The organism is Sphingomonas sp. BL-S-29 (genome assembly GCF_055521495.1).
On sequence record NZ_CM145482.1, the window covers coordinates 2530411 to 2547430 of the forward strand.

Here is a 17020-nt window from a genome sequence, read left to right on the forward strand (position 1 = left end):
ACGCGACCTCGATGTCACCACAAGGCATTTCAAGAGGTTTCGGCCGCGCGGGGATCGACCATGACGCGCAACACGCGCAACTGCAGTGCTTCCAGTGATTCCTGACGCTCGGCGATAGCGGCGTCGGTGAGCCGGGCGTCCCGAAATTCTTCGAGCGTCGTTCCACGCAAGTCGGCGACTTCGCGTTCGAGGCGGTCGATTCGGTCGTTCGACACCGACAGTTCGACCAGCAATGCCAGTGCGATCGCCAACACCCGTTCGGTTTCGACATTGTCGAGGCTCGTCGGACGGGCGCCCCGGCCCGCTGCGATCACCGCATGGATCGCATCCGTGGCGCTCGTCATGCGGCAACCAGCGGCTTGCGGCCGCTGATCACGTACCAGCGGTTGAGATTGCTTACAGCGGCGACGTTATGTTCAGCGACATCGGCAGCGGCGAAACCCGCGGACAGCATATCGGCCTCGAGATCGGACTCGGTATAGGTCTGCCAGAATATCTCGCCATTGAAGCGGGTGTCCCAGTTCTTCTCGACGCGGTGGACATCGCTCGGCGCGAAGCGGGTGTCGACGTCCTGGAAGATCACCAGCCCGCCCGGCCGCACCACGCGCAGCGCCTCGGCCATGGCGCGGCGGCGTTTGTCGGCGCCGATTTCATGCAGCATGTTATGCGAGACGACGAGGTCGAAATGATCGTCGGGATATTTCAGGTCGGCGGCGTCCATCTGGCTGAAATGCACTGCCACATCGAGCGCTTCGGCGCGAGCGTGCGCATAGCGGAGCATGCCGGCGCCGATGTCGATCGCATGCACTTCGGCGTCGGGGAAGCGATCGGCATAGGCGGCGGAAGCTGCGCCGGCCGAGCAGCCGAGATCGAGGATGCGCTTCGGTTCGAATCCGGCGAATGTCTCGTCGAGCAGGCGGAAGATGACGCCTGCCTTGCTGTCGCTCTTGCCGGCGCCCTGGCCGAAGGAGAACACGTTGCCGCCGGTTTCGTAAAAGGCGCCGGCGACGACATCGTCGGGCCCGTCATCGCGGGCATAGCCGCCAGGCTGGAGATGAACGTCAGTGCCGGCCAGTTCGGGCGAGGGATCATAGGACGGGTCGAGCGTCAGGCTACCCTTGCGGTCGGGGGAGGTCGCGAGATCTCGCGCGGCCGCCTGCATCCGGTCGCGATCGCGGAAGAGCGGTTCGCCGACCGAGACCCAGATCATCTCCTGGGCGGCGCGATTGGCGGCGCTCCACAGGCGGTAGCCGGGGGATTCGAACAAAGCGGCCGAGATGTCGTCCGGCGACTGCGGCTGGCGCTGGTGGCGCGCGGCGAAGGCGGGCGCACCCTCGTCATGAAACCGGCGGACATTTTCCGAACGGACGCGGGCGTTGAGCAACTTGCGCAGCGACACCACGGCGCGCTGGCGGCTCAACTCCTCGGCCGTGGCGCGCGGCAGGACGGGGTGCTGCACGTCCCGGACGTTCATGGCCTTGGTCATCACGTTGCCTCCTCGATGAATTCGATCAGTTCGCCCGCCGGCCCGCGTACCGTGCAGGCGAGCCGCCCGTCATAGCCGGGGCCGTCGCGCCGCACCGGCGGCGTGATCGCGAGCGGGGCGATCCGGTCCATCGCGACCGTCGCGATGCTGGCCATCGCGCAGCCCGGCGGGAGCATGCCCGGCGCGCAGGGGCGCGGCCCGGCGATCAGGCCGGGGCCCGGGGGATATTCGTCGAATTCGAACAGATAGCCATGATCGCGCAGGCCCGCCGTGGTCATCCGCGTCACCGTGTCGGGGGAGAGGCCCTGGGCGGTCTGCACCAGCGAAATCCGGCTGTCGCGCAACGGGCGGCGCTTGAGATCGAACAGGTCGCAATACCAGTTGCGGAGCGCGTCGAAGTCCGGTCCCGCCACGACCAGGATGAAGGGGCGATCGATCAGCGAGCGCGGTTGCGGGAGGATCGAGGTGGCGCGGTCGCCGCTTTCCATGGTGAAATAGAGGCATTCGCCGGATGGGCCGACGGCCTGCATCGCGACGATCGAGGGCATGAACTGCAGTGGCCGGGGCTCGCCGATGATGGTGAAAGCGGAGGCTTTGAGGCGATCGTGCACTTCGTAGACATCGTCGACGATGATCTCGAACGCGGCCCAGCCATAGGTGGTCAGGGCGCGGTATCGCGACACGGGAACAACCTCCACGAGGCGGAGATAATCGTCGCTGGCGCCGGCGGTGCTGAGGGTATGACAACGTTGTCCGGCCATGGCGGGGGTGCCCCAGCTGGCGGCGAGATCGGGGGCGATCGTGCCGCTGTCGCGGACGATGTAGCCGAGCGCGGCATAGTCGGCGACGCAGCCGTCCAGATCGGGGGTGGCGACCGTGGCGAAGCGGAACCGCGTCAGCAGCGGATCGCCGTCCGAGGTCCAGTCGGTCATGTCCGCATGCTCTTCATGAGCGGCAGATTATCACCAATTACACTTATTTCTATATCAAATGAGCAATTCGTGGCAAAAGCATCAAGATGTGCGCGAAACCCGCAGATTCCCGACCTTTTCGACGTCCGTCAGGGCCGCGCGGAATGCAGGTCGAGCTTGATCTGATAGAGATCCGGGCGGAATTGGGCGAGCACATACTGGACCGGGCGGTGCGCGGTATCGAACACCGTGCGGTTCACGCGCAGGATCGGCGAGCCGATATCCACTTCGAGCAGATTGGCGAGCGTCCCGTCCGCCAGCGACGCAGAGATCGTCTGACTCGCCGCGCCGATCTGCACGCCGGCCTGTTCGAGCAGCGAGAGCATCGGCGTGGTCTTGAGCGCGGTCCGGTTCATCGCGCCGGCAAGATCGCCGGGGACGTAGCTGACGAGATGGCTGATCGGCTGGTTCTCGAGCCAGCGGACCCGGTCGACGCGCAGGACCTCGCTATCGACCGGCAGCCCGAGGGCATCGCTGATCGGCGGGCGCGCCGCGATCATGTCGAGCTCGAGGATGCGGACCTGAGTCTTGCGGCCATAGGTGATCAGCGATTCGAGCGCCTGTTCGAGGCTGCCCTCGATCGGCCTGGCGGGCGACTGATAGGTGACATGCGTGCCGACGCGGCGCTTGCGTTCGACGAGGTGCGTGTCGGCGAGCTCGGCCAGTGCCCGGCGCGCGGTGATGCGCGAGACGCCGAAGTTTTCCGACAATTCCTCCTCGGTCGGCATGCGCGATCCGAACGCACGGCTGCCGTTGATGATCTCCTCGCGAAGCTGGAGGAAAATCTGATGATAGAGCGGGATCGCCTGCAGGCGATCCACCTGGTCTTCGTTGCGCTTGCTCAAGGCCGATCGTCTCCCCCGTTGCACCTGCGCTTGTCACTTAACCACCAGCCCACCAAGAGGGAAAAGACTTCATGATTACCAAATTTTGCCTGAGTGCCGCCGAACTGGATCGGATGCTGGCCGCCGCGAGCGCGAAAGCCGCGGAGCTGGGGCTGGCTGCCTCGATCGCGATCGTCGACGAGGGCGGCTATGCGTTTCGCCTGTATCGCGGTGACAGCGCCGGGCTGATGACGCCGGCGGTCGCGCAGGCCAAGGCCCGCACCGCGGCCCTGCTGCGCGCGCCGAGCGGGGTGCTGACCGCCCGGCTCAAGGACCAGCCGGAATTGCTGCGGCTGACCGAATATCTGCCGATGCCCGGCGGCTTGCCGGTGCGGTACGAAAACAGCGTCGTCGGCGCGGTCGGGGTATCAGGCGGCTCGCCGGACCAGGATGAGGCGATTGCCCAGGCCGCCCTGGACGCATTGGGCTGACATGGTGCGGAAGGGCGGGGGGATCAGTGCATCTCCTCGCCGCCCGACACGTTCATCGCCTCACCGGTGATGTAGCGCGCCTGGCCCGAGCAGAGGAACGCACAGGCATTGGCCGTGTCCTCGGCCGTGCCGACTCGGCCGAGCGGGATCCGCCCGCGCATCGCCTCGAGATATTCCTCGATCGTCTGACCGCGCATCTTCGCCATATACTCGTTCTGCCACGATCCGAGCCCGGTGGTGACATGGTTGGGGCAGACCATGTTCACGTTGATCTGGGCCGACCCCATCTCGATCGCGACCGAGCGGGTCAGACCGACCAGCCCGTGCTTCGAGGCAATGTAGGAGGAGGTCAGCGCCGAGCCCGATTTCGAGCCGCGGCTGCCGATCGACACGATCTTGCCCCGGCCCCAATCGGCCACTTCGTCCTGCTTCAGCATCTGACGGATCGCGTGCTTCATCGCGAAGAAGGCGCCGCGCAGGTTCACGTCGAGCACGGTATCCCATTGCTCCTGAGTCTGCTCGATGAACGGGCCGAACAGATATCCGACGCCGGCATTGTTGACGAGGATGTCGAGCCGGCCGAATTCCGCGACGGCGCGCGCGACCAGCCCCTCGACTTCGCTCTCGACCCGCATGTCAGCGGTATGCGTGACGATGTCGGGATGGATCGCGCGCAGCTCGGCCGCGATCTCCTCGAGCTCGGACGCCTGGGCAACGCCATGTTCGGGCGCCATCGCGCCCTTGGTCGTGCCGAGATCGTGGAGCACGAGGCGCACGCCATCCTCGGCCAGCTTGCGGGCGATCGCCGCGCCAAGACCGCCATGGCGGCCAGCGCCGGTGACGATCGCCACCTTGCCTGCGAGATCGGGATACATCGGCAAACTCCTCAGAATGACATGGCGGCGTGATAGCCTTCGGATGTCGCGGCGAGCACCGTGCGGGGCGCATAGGCATCGCCGATCGTGCGCACGTCGAGACCCGCCGCGAGCAACGGGGCTTCGAGCGCGAGATCGGGAATGCGGGCGGTGGCATAGGTGAACAGCGCGATATCCGTCAGCACGGTTTCCCGCCCGGAAAAAACATCGGCATAGGCAAGCTCGCCTTCCTCGAAGCGCGACGTCGCGAGGGGGCGGACCGAAGTGACGAAGTCGATGCCCTTGCGGCCGAAACGCGCATAGACGCCCTGGCGCGTGACCATCGCTTCGTCCGCCGCGAGACGTTCGCGGTCCGTGAGGATCACGACTCGCTCGAAGCGATCGTTGAGCAGTTCGGCCGCCGCATAGACGAACGCCGTACCATCGGAATCGTGAATCACGGCCGTGCCCGTCTGCCGTCCCGGCCGCTGGGCGAGATCGGCCATCACCTCGCGCAGATCGGGAAAGAAGCCCTCACCGCGATATTCAGCCGGCAGATAATCGGGCCAGGCGGGCGTGGCGCCAGTGGCCAGCACGACATGATCGGGGGCGAGGGCGATGATGTCGGCGGCCGTGGCCGGCATGTTCCAGCGGAAGACGGCGCCGGCACGTTCGGCGGCGAGGCGCTGGTAATCATAGATGCTGCTGAGATTCTCGCCGCCGGGCAGCAGGGCGTGGAGCCGCGTCTTGCCGCCGGCCTCATCGGAGGCGGCAAAGACGGTGACATCATGGCCTCGCGCCGCGGCGACCCAGGCGGCCTCCATGCCGGCGATCCCGGCGCCGACAATGACGATCTTCCGCCGCACCGGCGCAGACTCAGGCTGCCAGTCCGCTTCGTCGGGTGCGCCGACGCGCGGATTATTGTCGCAGTGCAGGCCGCGCCCGACATTGATCATGTGCCAGCACGTGTTGCACGACACGCAATAGCGGATCTGTGCCTCGCGCCCGGCCTCGGCCTTGATCCCCCAGGCGGGATCGGTGACCAGCGGACGGCCGAGCATGACGAGATCGGCGAGACCGTCCCGCACGATGCGTTCGCCCTCGTTGGGATCGGTGATCAGGCCGAGCGCGCCGAGGGGCGTACCGGGCGCGGCGCGGCCAAGCGCGGCGATGCGATCGACATAGGGTGTGCGGAGCCCGTGCAGATCGGGGAGATGTTCGTAGAGCGTGTCGCCGTGGGCGCCCCAGCAATAAGTGAGATAATCGACCTGCCCGGTGGCGTGGACCAGGGTAGTGATATCGGCCGCGGCGGCGAGATCGATGCCGTCGGGCATGCCATCCTCGGCGGGCAGCTTGGTGCCGATGATGAAGTCGCTGCCGCAGGCCGAGCGCAGCGCCGCGATCAAGTCGAGCAGCAAGGTGGCGCGGCCAGCGAGATCACCGCCATAGCGATCCTCGCGCACGTTCGAGCGCGCGGCGAGGAACTGGTGGAAGAGATGGCCGTGGCCTGCCGAGATCTCGACCCCGGCAAAGCCGGCCTGCTGAAGTGTCCGTGCGGACTGAACGAATTCGGCGATCATGCGCTCGATCTGACCGATCGAGAGCGCGTGCGGCACGGTACCGCTGAGATCGTCGGGCAGGGCCGACGGACCGAACGCATTCGGATTGCGAAAGCCAGACCGGAAGCCGCGCCCGTTATCCTGAATCTGGCCGAGCATCAGGCTGCCATATTCGCCCACCGTATCGGCCCAGCGCGTCAGTTCGCCGGCATTGATGCCGGAGAGGATCGCCGGGCGAGTAGGCAGATTCTGCCAGGAGAGCATTGCCATCGGCTCGCTGACCAGCATCGACGCGCCGCCTCGGGCACGATTGGCGTAATAGTCGATGAGGCGCGGCGTGACCCGGCCGGCCACTGCATAATGAGTCGACATGGATGCGTGGACGATGCGGTTGCGCAGGGTCCGCGGGCCGATCGTCACCGGCGAAAAGAGATGGGGGTAGGCGGTCACGGCTGGCGGTGCGTTCATCCCGGCGCGTGCATCCGCATCACGCGCTGGAAATAGGCGTTACGCCATTCAGTCCGCTCGGCCTCGACGGCTGCGTCGGCGCGGTAGGCTTCGATGTCGGCACGCGACACCAGGCCCTTGTCGTCGAGCAACCGCTCGATCGTGTCGGTGCGTTCGCGCAGCACCGCGACCTCGGTCATCAGCTCGAAAAAGAAGGTCATCATCTGATCGATCGACGGATCGTCGAAGAAGTTCGGGCGCTGGCCCTTGCTGCTGCGCGGGAGCGAGACATCTTCCGGACGACGGGCTTCGGACATCGGATCAATCCTGCGGATAGGGAAGTGCGAGGGGCGGGACGCAATGTCTGCGCCCCGCCCCTCGGTATTGGCAATCAGAAGTCGAAGCGCGCACGCACCGTCCACCGACCCGGCTCGTTGAGATACGGGAAGATAAGGAAGGACGCCACGTACCGCTTGTTGAAGCAGTTGGTGCAGTCGGCCGACAGGCTCCAGCCCTGTTCCCGGTTACGCAGGGTGAGGCCGCCGTTGAACAGGCTGTGCGCCTTCTGATAGCCGCGCACATCATTCTGTGCTGAGGGATAGCTGCCGTCGGTATAGGCCCAGGTGACCGACGGAATCAGCTGGAAGCTGCCCCCGAGATCAGCGGTATAGTTCGCCCCCAAGGTGGAGTTGAACGGCGCCACGCGCGAGGGCAGGGCGATATTGCCTGCCGCCGTGACGATACCCTGGTTGCAGTTGGTCGTTGCGGCGATACCCGCTTTGCAGTTCGCGGCCTGGGTCAGCACCGAAGGATCGACATTGACGAAGCGGGCATGCTGCAGACCAGCCGTCCAGAAGATGTTGAACCCACGAGCCGGCACGATCGTCAGTTCCGCTTCCAGACCGTAGTTGCGCAGATCGGCGAAGTTGCGCGTGACATAGATGATCTGGCCCGGGACCAGCGGGTTTTCGCGACCGGCTGGCAACTGGTTGTCATAATCGTTGAAGTAGAAACCGGTCAGGTTCAGACGAACCTTGCGGTCGAAGAATTCCGAACGCAGGCCGCCTTCATAGGACCAGATCGTCTCCGGCTTGAAGGCGAACATCCCAGCGGCGTTATAAGAGCGCGATACCCAGCCGCCCGATTTGAAGCCCTTGGTCGCCGAGGCGTAGACCGAGATGTCCGGCGTGATCTTGTAGTCGAGCGCGAAACGCGGGGTCCAAACCTTGGCGGTCTGCTTCACCGGATTGCCCGCCGCGATGATGTCGGCCGTGGTGAAGGGCTGGTTGATCCCGACGGGGGTCAGCGGAGTCGCGTTTGGCTGGAAATGAATGTCCTTGAATTCCGCGGTGTAACGGATGCCGGCGGTGAAGGTCAGTGCCGGGGTGATCTTGTAGTCGCCCTGGAAATATCCGGCGATGGCATCGGTGTTGTTGTACATGGTGCGATCGGCCGAGAGCGTGCCGACGCCCGCCGCAGTGATGGAAACGTTGGCGAAGCTCGTCTTGTTGTCCTCGCGGATATAATAGACGCCGGCGGTGTAGTTCAGCTTGCCACCGAGCCCTTCGCCGTTGATCTTGAATTCCTGGCTGAACTGCCCGTGCCAGCTGTCGTTCGCGAGCACCGAGGTCGAGCCCATCACCGGCGTGACGATATCGCCCGGATAGGTGTAGACCGTGCTTGCGCTGGCCAGGCTCATCGCGCTGTCAGTGAGGTATTCGTTATAGATGTGGCGATAGCCGGTGATGAGGTTGATCGTCAGGTTGTCGCCCGCGTCGATCTGCACGTTCGAGGTCGCCGACCATGAGGTGGCGGTGTTGCCAAGCTTGTTGTCGGCGAGCCCGGGCGACAAATAGTTGCGGCCGCCGAACACCTGCGAAACGGTCGAATCCTCGCGCAGCCGCGTGTAGCTGACCCGATCACCGGTCGCGGGATCGTAGAAGTTCGGGAAGTTGGCGTAGCTCTGGGAATTATAGTCGCCAGTGATATCCCAGCTGGTGTTGCCGGCGCCGAGCAGGCGGAGCGCGCCGCGGAAGCCGTAGCTGTGCTCCGAATTCAGCTTTTCGCCGGTGACGCGGTTTTTCACATAGCCGGCATCGTCGATATAATAAGCCTGGAACTTGCTGAGCAGCTTATCCTTGATGATCGGAATGTCGACCGAGCCGCGCGCCTGCACGCGATCATATTTGCCGTAGCTGACTTCGCCGAAGCCGCCGAAATCGGCGCCCGGCTTCTTCATGATGACGTTGATCGCGCCGCCGGTCGTGTTGCGGCCGAACAGCGTGCCCTGGGGGCCGCGCAGCACTTCGATCCGCTCGACATCGAACAGCGAGAAATTGTTCGCGCTCTGCCGCGACATATAGACGTCGTCGACATAGGTGCCGACCGGCAGATCGAAGGTCGAGATCGTCTCGTTGTTGTTCAGGCCGCGCATCGAATAGCTGTTGGCGGTGCCGACCGAGGTGTTGTTGTGGCCGATCAGGTTCGGGACATAGGACAGCAGGTCGATAGTGCGCGTGATCTGGCGTGTCTGAAGCTCCTGCGCGGTGAACGCGGAAATCGCGATCGGCACCTCCTGCAGCTTCTGTTCGCGGCGCTGCGCGGTGACGACGATATCTCCAACGCCGTCGGATTCGTCAGCGGCCTGAGTGGCGACGGGCGTTTCGGTCTGGGCGTGAGCCTGGGTAGCGACGGCGATCGCATAGAGACTGAGGCCGAAAGCAGTGCTGTATCGTAGCTTCTTGGTCATCGTTGAACCCTTTTCCAAATGCCGCCGACCGGCGTTTTCGCCTTGCCGACCCCACGCCCGAACGCCGGGCAATACGATCCCGTCTCCGCCAACCCGAGGTCAGCGGCACGCCTGCAAACTTCATTTCTTATTTGTTATAGAGCTATGACATATACTCGGCGCTGTCACGTGAATTATGCGTTAGCCCGAGGGATCGTCCGGAGTGTGTCGTGATTGCAACAATCACCCATTATAGGCCGGGCGCGCCACGGCCCGATCGAGCCAGCCAGCCAGGTTGGCATATGAATTCAGGGACACTTTCGACGGCTTTGCCAAGGCTGCGATGGCCGCGAGATTGACGTCGGCGACGGAAAATTCCCGGCCCAGCAGCCATGGGCGACCGGCGAGCGCGGTATCGAGCACTTTGAGCGGCGCCTGCAGATCCCGTTCGGCCTGCTCGGCGGCGCCCGAGTCGCGATCGGCTTCCGGCTTTATGACGCGTTCGAACAGGCAGACCGTCAGGTTGCGTTCGAGTTCGTTCAATCCCCAGAAGCTCCACTGCCAGACCAGCGCTTCCTGCTCGACAGTCTCGGGATAGAGGCGGCCGGTGCCATATTTCTTGGCGAGGTAAAGGCTTTCGGCGAAGGATTCGAACAGGGTGAAGCCGTTATCGACCAGCGCCGGCACCTTGCCGTTGGGATTGATCGCGAGATAGGCAGGCTGCTTGGTCTCGCCGGCGGCCGGTTCGATATTCTGCACGTCGAGTCCGAGCTCGCGCGCGACCCACAAGGGGCGGCGGGCGCGGGATCCGGGGCGGCCGTAGATGGTAATCGTCATTCGGTTGTTCAGCCTTTGCGTTGCAGGAAATCCAGGATCGGTGCGGCCCATTCGGCGGCGCGTTCGAACACCATGCCGGCGCCGCCCGGCAGCTCGGCATAAGCCCAGCCGGGACGACGCTCGACGAGCTGCCGGCCCATCGGGAACAGCCGGTCGGTGCGGCTGGCGATGACGAGCGTCGGGCAGGTAATTGCATCGAGATCGGCTTCGAGATCATAGGCCGGCGCAGCGCGGTGACCGTCCTCCTTCCACGGGCCGTTCGCGAAATAGGCGACGATGCCGACATGCACCGTCTCGTCGCTCCACGCCGGATCGGCGATGCGCCGCACGGTGGCCCAGCGATCGGTGAAGTGACTGCCGTCCGCCTTGATCTCCTGCGCATCGTGCAGGCCGGAAGCGCGCTCGGCGCGCTGTTCCGCAGTGTAATAAGGCATGTTGTCCGTGATGAGCGCGGCAATCCTGTCGGGCCGGGTCGCGGCGACCCGCGCGGCGACCAGGCAACCGCCATGGTGGCCGGCGATCGCGACCCGGTCGAGCCCGAGCGAGTCGATCACCGCGGCTGCGGCTGCGGCATAGCCCTCGATGCTTGCCTCGGTGCGCGGCGGATCGGACATGCCGTGGCCTGGCATGTCGGGAACGATGACCTGATAACCAGCCGCCGCCAGCACCGGCATCGCCTTGCGATATTGAATGGAACCCCAGGGAGCCTGGTGAATCAGCATGATCGGCGTGCCGGTGCCGAGAATCCGGCAATGAACCTGTCCGTCCGGGCCATCGACGTACAGCCGGCGCTCGCCGGGGATGAGGTTTACCGAAGGCAGCATCACCTGGCTCCCGAAAGGCGCTGGCCGAGCAGGCGGCCGAAGGTGAGCGCCGGGGTGACCATCATGCCGCCGCACGCCGCCTTGCCCATCGTCTGGCCGGATCCGAGCAATTCGCCGGCGGCGTAGAGATTGCCGACCGGCGCGCCATCCTGGCGGATGACCTGGAGATCATCATTCACGGCAAGGCCGATCGCGCCGGTGATCGCGCCGCCCTGCATGCGGATCGCGTAGAACGGACCTTGGGCGATGGGGGCAGGGGCGCGCGCGCGACCGAGGAAATCATTGCCGGTCTGCACGCCGTAGTTGAAGCCGGCAACGGTGGCGGCGAGGCCGTCTGCGTCGATCCCGGCAGCCTCGGCCAGCCCCGCGATGCTGTCGGCCGAGGCGAAGGAGGGACCGTTTTCGGCGAATTTCGCGGCCAGATCCTCGCGGGTCCAGCCGACGACGATCGGCGGCGCGCTATCCAGAATATGCTGGTCGAATATGATCCAGTAGCGCCGGTCCGGCTGGTAGCTCAGCGCCATCTCGCGGGCGTCGACGCTGCGGATGTCCTCGCGGACGAAGCGCTGGCCAGCCGCGTTGACGTAGATTTCCCAGGGCTCGCGCCGTTCGGGGAAATGCTCGACCGTGCCGATCGCGCGCGCCGGAAAGGTCGCGCTGTTGTAGAGCGTGCCGAAATTGTTGAACACCTTGTCGTGCCCGCGCAAATAGCCGCCGACCGACTGGCCGAGCTTCAATCCCGCGCCGCGCGAAAAGGGATAGGGTGCAGCATTGTACAGCGGATAGCCGTTGAGTTCGGCGAACAGCGCCGGATCGGCCGTGTAGCCGCCCGAGGCGAGGACGACGTTGGCGGCATCGAAATCATGGGCCTGGCCATCGGCGTCGCGCGCCGTGACGCCGGTAACGCGGCCGTCGGCGTCGGTGCGCAGCGCCGTGACTTCATGGCCGAGCTTCAGCGTCACCGCGCCGCTTTCGGCCAGCCCCTCGACGATCGGCACCAGCACGTTCTTCACGCTGATGCCCCCCTCAGGTCCCCAATAATAGCGCTTCTCCCGATACGGCTCATGGCCGAAACCGGTGACCGGGTGATCGGGCAGCGGCTCGAAGCCACGGCTCATCAGCCAGTCGAACGTATCGGCGGCATTGTCGATCGCGAGCCGGGCAAGGCCGGGATCGATCGTGCCGCGGCTAATCCGGATCACATCCTCGAAATGCGCGTCGGGCGTATCGGCAATGCCGTTCGCTGCCTGCAGCTGCGTGCCCGCGGCGCTCATCTGGCCGGTCGCGACCCAGAGCGTGCCGCCGAGCTTTTCAGCGGCGTCGACCAGCAGGACCCGCGCGCCGTTTTCAGCCGCGAAGATGGTCGCCGGCAATCCCGCAGAGCCGCCGCCCACCACAATCAGGTCCCACATTAGGCGTCTTTCCACTTGTTCTGAATAATGGAACATCGTTCTATAATGATGCTATGCCGGGCAATGAGGCATGGTCAAGCGCCAATTCGCGGACCGCCCGAAACAAAGTTACGCGCCGTATCGTGCGCCGGTCCGTCAGCATTGACTCGCCCGCTTCGCGGCGTCAGTCTTCATTATGGAACGGTGTTCTATATAGTGATACAAGGAGATTTCGGTGGTGATACGCAGCCTGATCCTGCTCGGCGTACTTTCGGGCGCAAGCGCGCTTGCCGCCAACGAACCCGCGGCACCGCCGCCGACCGCGCGGGCCGCCGCCTGCGTGCCGCCATCGATGCAGGATGCCAGCTGGGACGGGCTGGGCGTGCTGAAGGGCGGCAAGGGCTATGCGCCGACGCCGATGGGACAGGTACATTACCGCCTGATGGGGCCGAAGAACGGCCCGGTCGTCCTGCTGCTCCACCAGACGCCCTGGTCGCTGGTCGAATTCGCCGACATCCAGCCCTGCCTCGCGGCGCGGGGCATCCGGTCGCTTGCGATCGACACGCCGGGTTACGGCATGTCCGATGCGCCGGACGGGATGCCGACGATCCAGCAATATGCCGACAATGTCGCGCCGGTGCTGGACTATCTGAAGATCCGCAAGGTGATGGTTGCCGGCCATCATACCGGCGCCTCGATCGCCGCTGCCTTCGCCGCGCGCTTTCCGCAGCGGGTGACCGGCGTGGTGCTGCACGGCGCGCCCAATTATAACGACGCCGAGCGCGCGCAACGCAAGGCGCTGCCGCCTCCCGACCTGCAGCTGAAGCCCGACGGCAGTCATCTCAGTGCCTATTACGCCAAGCTGTTCAAGGCGCAGGGCGCCTATCCGCGCAACCTGGCGACGATCAACTGGTCGACCCTGAGCATCTTCCTCGCCGGCGCCTCCGACGTGGCGCATGCCGCGGTCTATGACAACGACATGGCGAGCGACCTGAACAGGATCACGGTGCCGTTGCTGGTGCTGTCGGACGGTGCCGACGCGCTGAATGCGATCGACCAGCGGACCGGGGCGATGAAGTCCAATTTCCGATACGAGAAATTCTCGGACGGATCGGCCCATATGCTGATCGTCGAGCCGGCCCGCTGGTCCGACATCGTCGCCGGGTTCGTGAAGGGCCTGAAATGAGCTGAGCGTCAGGCCGGATCCGGGCCGCGCCCGGATCCGGTCGACGGCACCGGGGATTCAGGCGACCAGACGGGCCTGCCCGGCAATCCGCGGGACCGAAGCCCCGAGCGCGCGCGACGCCTCGGCGGCAGCGGCCCGGACCTGAGTCACCAGGGTCGCGCTATTCTCTTCGCTGAGGCGCGACAGCGGCAGGGCCAGGCCCATTGCAGCGATGATCTGGTTGTCCGGGCCCCAGACCGGCGCGGCGATGCCGCCGACCGCGGTTTCCCATTCGCCGCGGTTCATCGCGATGCCCCCCTCGCGCACGGCATCGACCGCAGCGGTCAGCGCGTCGGGATCGACGATCGTGCGCGGCGTGTAGGCGCGCAAGGGGCGCTCGAGCGTTTCGCGCAGCGCGGTCGGATGAAAGGCGAGGAAGACCTTGCCGGTCGCCGAACAGTGAGTCGGCGCGCGCTCCCCGATCTCCGAAAAGGCGCGGACTGAATGCACGCCTTCCGACTTGTCGATATAGATCACGTCGGCGCCGTCCGAGATGGCGAGATGGACCGTTTCCAGCGTGGCGCGGGCGAGCTGATCCATGATCGGGCGGATCGAGCGGCGCAGATCCAGCCGTTCGATCACTTTCGCACCCTGCTGCCAGACCTTCAGCGTCGCTGTGTAGCGGCTGTCGGCAGAGGCCGCATAGCCCAGCGCGATGAAGGTCTGCAGATAGCGGTGCACGTTGCTTTTGGTGAGCCCGACCTGGCGCGCCAGTTCGGACACGCCCATCGGTTCGGGTGCGGCGACCAGCGCTTCGAGCACTTGCATGCCCTTGACGATCGTCTTGTCCAATTCCGTCTCCGCTCGTCTATCTGGCCCGGCAGGGGCGTTGTTCAATTATGCGCATGGGCGGGGGAATTCGCCAGTGCCAACTCAAGCTCGCTCACGGCGGCACGGTAATATTTCAGCCCGGCGATGCAGAGCAGGATCGATGGAATGCCGAGCACGAGAACATAGCAACCGAGCACGACACCGATCATCTTCGGATCACCGGTCATATCGGTAGCAAAGCCGATGATCGGCGGGCCGAGCAACGGCCCGATCAGCGAGATGAAGGTGTTGAAGATCGCCATCGATTGTGTGCGGACTTCGCCCGGGGTGATCTGCGCCATTGAGGCGGGGCCGCCGGCGGTCGCCACCGACTTGCCGATAAAGGCGACGAACATGAATATCACCGCGATCGGGGCGCTCGGCATGATCGGATAGAGCGCGCTGCACGGCACGCAGATCAGCAGGCCGAGGATCAGCACGCGCATCGAACCATCGACCCGGCCGATCGCGAAATGCCGCTGCGCCCAGACTGCGACGGCGGTGCCGATCGGGCCGGCGGTGAAATAGAACAGCCCGGTGACGAGGCCGGTCTCCGCGATGCCCCAGCCCCACAGGCGCGAGAAGAGCGGCACGTTCCACAAGGTCAGGGCGCTCAGGGCGAAATTGCAGGTCGAGCCGACGATCAGCGCGCCGAAGCCGCGCCAGCGCAGGCCCATATATTTGAAGGCGGCGCTGGCGGGGGGCCGCTCGGTCGTGGTTTCCTGGCGCACCGGCTCCCTGACCGTCATCATCAGACCGGCGAAGATGAAGCCCGGAATGCCGACCAGCACGAAGGTCGCCTGCCACGGCGCGAGCCGGCCGAAGATCGGCCAGTCGACATGGCCAAGCGTCTGCAGGTGACTGACGATCAGGCCTCCGAGCAGGAAAGCGAGGCCTGCGCCGAGATAGGGCCCGGCCATGTAGACGCTGATCGCGCGCGGCCGCTCCCGCCGATTGAAATAATCGCTGATGATCGAGACCGAGCAGGGGCTGACCACCGCCTCGCCGAGGCCGAGGCCCAGGCGCATCAGGAACAGCGGCAGGAAGGTCGCGACCAGGCCGCTGCCGACCGTCATCGAACACCAGATCACAATGCCGGCGAGAAGCAGATATTTGCGGTTCGAGCGATCGGCATACCAGCCAAGCGGAATCGCGACGAGCACGTGGAAAGTGGAGAAAGCCGGTCCGAGCAGCAGCCCGACCTCGAAATCGCTGAGCTTCATCGACGCTTTCAGCGGCTCGATGAGCAGGCTGAGGATGAACCGGTCGAAATAGGAAAGGATGAAGACGCCGAGCAGCAATATCACGACATACCAGCGGTACGCCGGGCCGTTCTTCTCAAGTGTCACGCGCGGCGCCCCCTTGTTGTCGTGTGCGATGAGTGAAGATCAGCCGGGCTTGCGGCTGCCGAAGACATACCAGCCGCCCTTGCCGTGCCGCGGCCGGCCGGGCTCGTCCCAGGCAAAGGCAGTGCCGCGATCGGGATAGGCCGCGATGTCCGGCAGGATGTGCGCGAAGCTCGCCTGCGGATCGAAGCCGGCGCCGGCCATCAGCGCGATGGGATCCTGGTTGCGCCAGGCGGTATAGGCCGGCTCGTTGTTGTTGCGGGTATCCCAGTTCCAGAAATAATTCTCCCACGCATCGACCAGATCATGGGCGGGCAGTTCCTGGTGGATCATCAGGCCGCCGGGTTTCAGCAGGCGATGGCATTCCGCCATCACCTTCTTCGACGCCCAGACCGGGATTTCGTGGAAGAAGAAGCTGGAGACGATCAGATCGAAATGCCCGTCGGGGAAATTGGTCTGCTCGGCATTCTGCTGGCTGAAATGGACGGGCAGCCCGTCATGCTCGGCCGCGGCATGGCCGTAGCGCAGCAGGGGCGCGCCGACATCGATGCCGTGCGCCTCCACGTCGGGAAAGGCCTGGACATAGGGCATCAGGTTCTTGCCCGAGGTGGTGCCGAGATCGAGCATCCGCGTGGGCGTGAAATCGGGGAATTCGGTCTTGATCCAGCGGCTGATGACCCGGGCGACGCCGCCCCAGCTGCGGTGGCTCTGCTGCGCGGTGAAGACGCGCGCGCCGAGGCTGACCACCGCGCCCTGCGCGACATCGTCGTCGGTCCATTCGCTGTGAAAGCAGCCCGGCGTCAGGTGCACGTCCAGATTGGTGACATAGGCCGGCACCTCGAACCCGGGCGTCAGGCGCAGCGATCCGCCCGCCGGGTTGCGCTCCGCCGCGTCGCGCGCGACGGCGATCAGCTCGGGCAGGGCGCGCTCCACTTCCGGCTGGACTGACTGGAAACACATCTCCTGCGCGTTGTAGCGCAGCGTGCTGTAGAAGCGGTAGGACGGCTCGTTGCGCATCGCGCGGTCGATGTCGCGCCAGTCGGCCGGGGCGGGCGCCTTGGGGGCGATGCGCTCGCGGTAATCGCTTTCGAGCGCGGTCGCGAAATCCTGGATCGCGTGACGGCGCAGCGTGCTGCAGAATCGCTGGCGGGCGATCTCGTCATGCGTCGGCTTTGTCACCGTTTCGATGTTGGCGACGGCGGAATTGGAAACCAGCGTATCGGTCAT

At 65.2% G+C, this 17020-nt stretch carries 16 protein-coding genes; 2 read left to right on the plus strand and 14 right to left on the minus strand.

Annotated elements, in window-relative coordinates; genetic code table 11:
* Window positions 1-29: 29 nt before the first annotated feature.
* The 4 genes from ACZ1I2_RS12040 to ACZ1I2_RS12055 form a co-directional block, all read right to left on the minus strand.
* Window positions 30-344, minus strand: a complete 315-nt coding sequence (locus ACZ1I2_RS12040; RefSeq protein WP_465169463.1) for a hypothetical protein — start codon at window positions 342-344, stop codon at window positions 30-32.
* Window positions 341-1486 (minus strand): class I SAM-dependent methyltransferase, encoded by a 1146-nt coding sequence (locus ACZ1I2_RS12045; RefSeq protein WP_465177081.1) that lies wholly within the window; start codon window positions 1484-1486, stop codon window positions 341-343. Before ACZ1I2_RS12045 ends, ACZ1I2_RS12040 begins: the two co-directional genes overlap by 4 nt.
* Entirely contained in the window at window positions 1486-2418 is a 933-nt protein-coding gene (locus tag ACZ1I2_RS12050) for a VOC family protein (RefSeq protein ID WP_465177080.1), read from the minus strand. Before ACZ1I2_RS12050 ends, ACZ1I2_RS12045 begins: the two co-directional genes overlap by 1 nt.
* Before the next feature lie 128 nt (window positions 2419-2546).
* The gene (locus ACZ1I2_RS12055; protein WP_465177079.1) at window positions 2547-3302 is read right to left on the minus strand and encodes a GntR family transcriptional regulator; all 756 of its coding nucleotides are present in this window, start codon (window positions 3300-3302) and stop codon (window positions 2547-2549) included.
* Between the two features lie 71 nt (window positions 3303-3373).
* Here ACZ1I2_RS12055 and ACZ1I2_RS12060 point away from each other — a divergent pair, with 71 nt between their 5' ends.
* Window positions 3374-3772 (plus strand): GlcG/HbpS family heme-binding protein, encoded by a 399-nt coding sequence (locus tag ACZ1I2_RS12060; protein ID WP_465177078.1) that lies wholly within the window; start codon window positions 3374-3376, stop codon window positions 3770-3772.
* Between the two features lie 23 nt (window positions 3773-3795).
* On the opposite strand, the gene ACZ1I2_RS12065 is transcribed toward ACZ1I2_RS12060, so the two are convergent.
* The 7 genes from ACZ1I2_RS12065 to ACZ1I2_RS12095 form a co-directional block, all read right to left on the minus strand.
* Window positions 3796-4647 (minus strand): SDR family NAD(P)-dependent oxidoreductase, encoded by an 852-nt coding sequence (locus ACZ1I2_RS12065; protein WP_465177077.1) that lies wholly within the window; start codon window positions 4645-4647, stop codon window positions 3796-3798.
* 11 nt (window positions 4648-4658) lie between these two features.
* Window positions 4659-6635, minus strand: coding sequence for an oxidoreductase (locus ACZ1I2_RS12070; RefSeq protein ID WP_465169457.1), 1977 nt, complete (start codon window positions 6633-6635; stop codon window positions 4659-4661).
* A gap of 14 nt (window positions 6636-6649) precedes the next feature.
* Window positions 6650-6949 carry a hypothetical protein gene (locus ACZ1I2_RS12075; protein WP_332717809.1) on the minus strand — a complete coding sequence of 100 codons (300 nt, stop codon included), beginning with the start codon at window positions 6947-6949 and terminating at the stop codon, window positions 6650-6652.
* Window positions 6950-7023: 74 nt separating this feature from the next.
* Window positions 7024-9381 carry a TonB-dependent receptor gene (locus ACZ1I2_RS12080; protein ID WP_465177075.1) on the minus strand — a complete coding sequence of 786 codons (2358 nt, stop codon included), beginning with the start codon at window positions 9379-9381 and terminating at the stop codon, window positions 7024-7026.
* Window positions 9382-9603: 222 nt separating this feature from the next.
* On the minus strand, window positions 9604-10197 hold the full coding sequence (locus tag ACZ1I2_RS12085; protein ID WP_465177074.1) for a glutathione S-transferase family protein: 594 nt from the start codon (window positions 10195-10197) through the stop codon (window positions 9604-9606).
* An 8-nt stretch (window positions 10198-10205) separates the two neighbouring features.
* Window positions 10206-11021 carry an alpha/beta fold hydrolase gene (locus ACZ1I2_RS12090; RefSeq protein WP_465177073.1) on the minus strand — a complete coding sequence of 272 codons (816 nt, stop codon included), beginning with the start codon at window positions 11019-11021 and terminating at the stop codon, window positions 10206-10208.
* Window positions 11021-12433 carry an FAD-dependent oxidoreductase gene (locus ACZ1I2_RS12095; RefSeq protein ID WP_465177072.1) on the minus strand — a complete coding sequence of 471 codons (1413 nt, stop codon included), beginning with the start codon at window positions 12431-12433 and terminating at the stop codon, window positions 11021-11023. The genes ACZ1I2_RS12090 and ACZ1I2_RS12095 overlap by 1 nt, the downstream gene beginning before the upstream one ends.
* Window positions 12434-12647: 214 nt before the next feature.
* Between ACZ1I2_RS12095 and ACZ1I2_RS12100 the strand changes: the two genes are divergently transcribed.
* Entirely contained in the window at window positions 12648-13598 is a 951-nt protein-coding gene (locus ACZ1I2_RS12100; RefSeq protein WP_465177071.1) for an alpha/beta fold hydrolase, read from the plus strand.
* A 57-nt stretch (window positions 13599-13655) separates the two neighbouring features.
* On the opposite strand, the gene ACZ1I2_RS12105 is transcribed toward ACZ1I2_RS12100, so the two are convergent.
* Genes ACZ1I2_RS12105 through ACZ1I2_RS12115 form a run of 3 tightly spaced genes read right to left on the minus strand, consistent with a single transcriptional unit; the run spans window position 13656 to window position 17020 of the window.
* Window positions 13656-14429, minus strand: coding sequence for an IclR family transcriptional regulator (locus tag ACZ1I2_RS12105; protein WP_465169450.1), 774 nt, complete (start codon window positions 14427-14429; stop codon window positions 13656-13658).
* Between the two features lie 41 nt (window positions 14430-14470).
* Window positions 14471-15796: an MFS transporter gene (locus ACZ1I2_RS12110; protein WP_465177070.1), complete on the minus strand. Its 1326-nt coding sequence runs from the start codon at window positions 15794-15796 to the stop codon at window positions 14471-14473.
* Between the two features lie 39 nt (window positions 15797-15835).
* On the minus strand, window positions 15836-17020 hold the full coding sequence (locus ACZ1I2_RS12115; RefSeq protein ID WP_465177069.1) for a class I SAM-dependent methyltransferase: 1185 nt from the start codon (window positions 17018-17020) through the stop codon (window positions 15836-15838).

What these genes read in the sequence shown, in the direction of transcription:
- ACZ1I2_RS12040 (WP_465169463.1), bottom strand. Translation starts at nt 344, where the DNA reads ATGACGAGCGCCACGGATGCGATCCATGCGGTGATCGCAGCGGGCCGG.
- ACZ1I2_RS12045 (WP_465177081.1), bottom strand. Translation starts at nt 1,486, where the DNA reads ATGACCAAGGCCATGAACGTCCGGGACGTGCAGCACCCCGTCCTGCCG.
- ACZ1I2_RS12050 (WP_465177080.1), bottom strand. Translation starts at nt 2,418, where the DNA reads ATGACCGACTGGACCTCGGACGGCGATCCGCTGCTGACGCGGTTCCGC.
- ACZ1I2_RS12060 (WP_465177078.1), top strand. Translation starts at nt 3,374, where the DNA reads ATGATTACCAAATTTTGCCTGAGTGCCGCCGAACTGGATCGGATGCTG.
- ACZ1I2_RS12065 (WP_465177077.1), bottom strand. Translation starts at nt 4,647, where the DNA reads ATGTATCCCGATCTCGCAGGCAAGGTGGCGATCGTCACCGGCGCTGGC.
- ACZ1I2_RS12075 (WP_332717809.1), bottom strand. Translation starts at nt 6,949, where the DNA reads ATGTCCGAAGCCCGTCGTCCGGAAGATGTCTCGCTCCCGCGCAGCAGC.
- ACZ1I2_RS12080 (WP_465177075.1), bottom strand. Translation starts at nt 9,381, where the DNA reads ATGACCAAGAAGCTACGATACAGCACTGCTTTCGGCCTCAGTCTCTAT.
- ACZ1I2_RS12085 (WP_465177074.1), bottom strand. Translation starts at nt 10,197, where the DNA reads ATGACGATTACCATCTACGGCCGCCCCGGATCCCGCGCCCGCCGCCCC.
- ACZ1I2_RS12090 (WP_465177073.1), bottom strand. Translation starts at nt 11,021, where the DNA reads ATGCTGCCTTCGGTAAACCTCATCCCCGGCGAGCGCCGGCTGTACGTC.
- ACZ1I2_RS12095 (WP_465177072.1), bottom strand. Translation starts at nt 12,433, where the DNA reads ATGTGGGACCTGATTGTGGTGGGCGGCGGCTCTGCGGGATTGCCGGCG.
- ACZ1I2_RS12115 (WP_465177069.1), bottom strand. Translation starts at nt 17,020, where the DNA reads ATGACCGATACGCTGGTTTCCAATTCCGCCGTCGCCAACATCGAAACG.